Raw genomic sequence first — 4,529 nt, 5'->3', positions numbered from 1 at the left:
GGGCGCGAGCTGCCCCGGCAGGCCCCGGCGCCGCCCCGCGCGCGGGGCGCGGGCCGCGACCACTCCCTGGTCCTGCCGCTGGTCAGCCTGGCGATGTCGATCCCGCTCACGGCGGTCAGCGCGTCCCTGGCGGGCCCCGGCGGGGTGCTGTTCGTGTGGCTGGCGCTGGTGGTGCTGAACGTCGCGTACATGCACCGCCCCCGGCGCGACTGAGCCCCGGGGACGGCGCGGCACGGGCTTCAGCCCGTCACTTGCCGGGCTCGGGGTCGCGGGGCAGGCCCAGCAGCCGCTCGCCGATGATGTTCAGCTGCACCTCGGTGGTGCCGCCGTAGATCGTCATCGCGCGGCTGAACAGCATCGCCCGGGCGACGATGCCGGACTCGGTCAGCGGCACCTCGGTCGCCGCCGCGACGCCCTGCGCGGCCCAGCAGTGGTCGGCGACCTGCTGGTTGAACCGGACGCCGAGCAGCTTGCGGACGCTGGACTCCGCACCCGGCTCGACCCCGTTCAGCTGCTTCAGCGTGGTGCGCAGCCCGAGCAGGTCGATGGACTGGCCCTGCGCGACCAGCGCGCCGACCTCGGCGGTGCCGACCGCGTCCAGCTCCCGTCCCCGGAAGAAGTCCAGCAGCTCCGGCACGCCCATGCCGAGGCCGCCGCCGGTGGACAGCGACACCCGCTCGTTCGACAGCGTGTTGCGCGCGACCTGCCAGCCCTGGTTCACCTCGCCGACCACGCAGTCGTCCGGGACGAACACCTCGTCGAGGAACACCTCGTTGAAGATCGCCTCGCCGGTCAGCTCGCGCAGCGGCCGGACGTCCACGCCCTCGGCCTTCATGTCCACCAGGAAGTAGGTGATGCCGTCGTGCTTGGGCGCGTCCGGGTCGGTGCGGGCGATGCAGAAGCCCCACTGCGCGAACTGCGCGACGGACGTCCAGATCTTCTGGCCGGTGAGCCGCCAGCCGCCCTCGACCCGCTCGGCCCGCATCGACAGGGAGGCGAGGTCGGAGCCCGCGCCCGGCTCGGAGAACAGCTGGCACCAGACCAGTTCGCCGCGCAGCGTCGGGCGCAGGAACCGCTCCTTCTGCTCCTCGGTGCCGTACCGGACGAGCGAGGGCACCAGCCAGGCGCCGATCACCAGGTTCGGGGCCTTGACCCCGGCGGCCTTGAGCTCCTGCTGGATGAGCACCTGCTCGACCGGGCCCGCGCCGCGTCCCCACGGGCGGGGGAAGTGCGGGACGGTCCAGCCCTCGTCGCCCATCCGGTGGTCGCGCTCGGTCCGGTCCCCGATCGCGGCGAGCTCGGCGACCTCGGCGCGGATGCGCTCGCGCAGCGGCTCGGTGTCGGCGGACAGTTCGAGCTCGACCTCGCGGCGGCCCCCGGCCAGCGCCAGCTCGGCGACCCGCGCGGCCCACTGCTTCGTCGGGCCGAGCAGCGCCCGCAGCGTCAGCGCGCGCCGCAGGTAGACGTGCGCGTCGTGCTCCCAGGTGAACCCGATGCCGCCGAGGATCTGGATGGCGTCGCGGGCGGTGTCGACGCCGGCGTCCGTGGCGATGACGGCGGCGACGGCCGCGGCGAACCCGGCCTCCTCGGCGCCCTCGTCCAGGGCCCGGGCGGCGTCCCAGGCGGCGGCGCGGGCCTGCTCGGCGGCGATCAGCATCCGGGCGGCCTTGTGCTTGACGCCCTGGAACTGCCCGATCGGACGGCCGAACTGCTCGCGGACCTTGGCGTAGTCCGCCGCCGTGTCCACCAGCCACCCCGCCAGCCCGGCGGCCTCCGCGCCGAACAGCGTCGCGGCGAGGTCGGCGACGCGGCGGGCGGTCACGCCGTCCAGCACGCGGTCGGCGGCGACCGGCACGCCGTCGGCCTCGATCCGGGCGACGCGGCGCACCGGGTCCAGCGACTGGACCGGGGTGACGGTGACGGCGACGGCGTCCACCGCGACCCACTCGTCCCCGGCGGGCAGCACGATCACGTCGGCGAGGGACGCGCCGAGCACCGCCTCGGCGGTGCCGGTGACCCGCAGCGTTTCGCCGTCGCGGTCGGCGGCCAGGCTGCCGCCCAGCGCGACGGCCGCGGTGACCGACCCGTCGCCGAGGCCCGGCAGCAGCTCGGCGCGGACCTTGGCGTTGCCGGACGAGGCGATGACCGCGCTCGCCAGCACGGTCGGCAGGAACGGCCCGGGCGCGGCGGCGCGGCCCAGTTCCTCCAGCACCACCGCCAGTTCCAGCAGGCCGTAGCCCTGCCCGCCGTGCTCCTCCGGCAGGTGCAGGCCGAGCAGGCCCTGCTCGGCGAGGGCCGGCCAGAACGGCGGCCGGGCCTCCGCGTCGGCCTCCAGCGCCGCGCGGACGACGGATCCGGGGACGTGCCGCTCGACGAAACCGCGTACCGACTCGGCGAGGGCTTCATGCTCCTCGGTCAGTCCGATGGCCATGGGTCACCTTCTCTCAGACCGCTGGGTCGACTCCGATTCTAGAACGGAGTTCTGTTCGCGTGCGGCTGTGACCCTACTCTCACCGCCTGCCGGACTCCACCGCGTCCCGGTCGGTCCCGCGGCGCTCGGAGACGAGGCTGGCCGCGGTGACGGCGGCGAGCGTCCCGACGATCACCGCCAGGGACAGCCAGATCGGGATGTCGGGGGCCCACTCCACGCCGTACTCGTGCATCGCGTGCAGCACCAGCTTCACGCCGATGAAACCGAGGATGAACGCCAGTCCCTTGCTCAGGTAGACCAGGCGGGCGGCCAGGCCCTCCAGCAGGAAGTAGAGCTGGACCAGGCCCATGAGGGCGAACGCGTTGGCGGTGAAGACCAGGTACGGCTCGGTGGTCAGGCCGAAGATCGCGGGGATGGAGTCGAGCGCGAACAGCACGTCGGTGCTGCCGATGGCGACCATCACGATCATCAGCGGGGTGACCACCCACCGGCCGCCGCTGCGCACCACCATCTTGTTGCCCGCGTAGTCCTGCCGGACGGGGATGGCCTTGCGGAACCAGCGCAGCAGCGCGTTCTCCTTGAACTCGGCCTCCTCGTCCTTCTCCCGGGCCAGACCCCAGGCGGTCCAGATCAGGAACCCGCCGAAGATGAAGAAGACCCAGGTGAACTGGGCGATGGCCGCCGCGCCGACCGCGATGAAGATGCCGCGCAGCACGAGCGCGATGACGATCCCGGCCATCAGGACGGTGTGCTGGGCGTGCCTCGGCACGGCGAACCTGGCGAGGATCACCATGAAGACGAAGAGGTTGTCGACGCTCAGGCTCTTCTCGGTGACGAAGCCGCCGAAGTACTGCGCCGCGTACGTCCCGCCCGAGAACGCCCACACGCCGAGGCCGAACAGGACGGCGATCCCGATGTACACGCACGACCAGAACGCGGCCCGGCGGGTCGTGAACTCCTTGCTCTCGTCACGGTTGATGACGAACAGGTCGACGGCGATGATCGCGACCAGGCCGATCAGGGTGAGTGCCCAGACCATGGGTGTCACGTGCATTGTTCGGGTTCCTCCGGCATGCCGAAACTGCCGGAGGTCTCTCCCGCCGGGCGCCTGGGGCGCCGGGCCGCGGAACCCGGGACGATGTGGACCGCCCGTACTGACGGGAACCGCGCGCAGGGATACTCCCCTCCATCTACCTGTAACGGTACAACACGGGCAGCCCATTCCCCCAGCGGGGTCGGAAACCGGCCGGTCCGGAACCCTTATCGCGCGGTAACGGCCTTCCACGGCGCCAGGGCCTTCCCGCGCGGTCAGGGAAGGACGAGCTCCCGGTACAGCCCGGTGAGCTGCCGCACGGCGTCGTCCTCGGTCGGCAGCGCGGTCGCGCGTTGCGCCGCCGCGGCCCCCAGCCGTACGGCGAGCGCCGGATCGTCCAGGACGCGGACCACCGCCTTCTCCAAGGCCTCCGGGTCCTCCGCCGGGACGAGCAGCGCCGCCTCCCCGTCCTCGCCGACCATGCCCGGCACGCCGCCCACCCGGGTCGCCACCAGCGGCCGTCCCGCCCGCAGGATCTCCTGGACGACCAGCGGCTGCCCCTCCCACAGGCTGGGCAGCACCGCCACGTCGGCGGCGGCGAGCAGGGCGGGCACGTCCGCGCGGCGGCCCAGCAGCCGGACGGGCAGGTCCTCGTCCTCGATCCGCGCGCGCAGCCGCTCCTCCAGCGGGCCGTCCCCCGCGATCACGACGAGCGGCGCCGGCGTCCGGCGGCCCCACCCGGCGGACGCGTCGAGCAGCGACGGCAGGCCCTTCTGCTCGGCGAGGCGGCCCACCGTCACGATCAGAGGCCGGTCCTCCACACCCAGCTCGGCACGGACCCGTCCCCGCACCTCCGGACCCGGCACGTCCCCCCGCGCGGGCGCGGGCACCAGCGCGTGCCCCACCCGCCGCGCCCCGAGCGCCCGCATCCGCTCCTCGAGATCCGGCGAGACCCCGAGGACGGCGGCGGCCCCGCGCGCGACGACCCGCTCCAGCGCCCCGTAGATCGCGGCGGTGCGCCCGCCGGCGAGGACGGCGTTGTGCAGCGTCACCACCACCGGAACC

3 protein-coding genes and 1 pseudogene are annotated in these 4,529 nt (G+C 73.7%); 1 reads left to right on the top strand and 3 read right to left on the bottom strand.

Annotation, left to right across the window (positions count from 1 at the left end):
• A pseudogene (locus tag DZF91_RS39465) lies at nt 1-213 on the top strand (hypothetical protein); the annotation flags it as partial.
• A 34-nt stretch (nt 214-247) separates the two neighbouring features.
• Here DZF91_RS39465 and DZF91_RS05175 read toward each other — a convergent pair.
• From DZF91_RS05175 to DZF91_RS05165, 3 genes are all read right to left on the bottom strand, one after another.
• Complete coding sequence (locus DZF91_RS05175; RefSeq protein WP_117356352.1) at nt 248-2,431, bottom strand: acyl-CoA dehydrogenase; 2,184 nt, start codon at nt 2,429-2,431, stop codon at nt 248-250.
• A gap of 79 nt (nt 2,432-2,510) precedes the next feature.
• Nucleotides 2,511-3,485, bottom strand: a complete 975-nt coding sequence (locus tag DZF91_RS05170) for a TerC family protein (protein WP_117356351.1) — start codon at nt 3,483-3,485, stop codon at nt 2,511-2,513.
• Between the two features lie 254 nt (nt 3,486-3,739).
• The coding region (locus DZF91_RS05165; protein WP_117356350.1) for a glycosyltransferase family 4 protein at nt 3,740-4,529 on the bottom strand (790 nt) is incomplete at its 5' end.

The organism is Actinomadura logoneensis (assembly GCF_003428695.1).
GTDB classification, from domain to species: Bacteria; Actinomycetota; Actinomycetes; order Streptosporangiales; family Streptosporangiaceae; genus Spirillospora; species Spirillospora logoneensis.
The sequence above is the reverse complement of the archived record's forward strand: the minus strand, read 5'-3'. Positions and strand labels throughout refer to the sequence as shown.

Excerpts from the sequence above, each read along its gene's own strand:
- DZF91_RS05175 (WP_117356352.1), bottom strand. The coding sequence starts at position 2,431 with ATGGCCATCGGACTGACCGAGGAGCATGAAGCCCTCGCCGAGTCGGTA.
- DZF91_RS05170 (WP_117356351.1), bottom strand. The coding sequence starts at position 3,485 with ATGCACGTGACACCCATGGTCTGGGCACTCACCCTGATCGGCCTGGTC.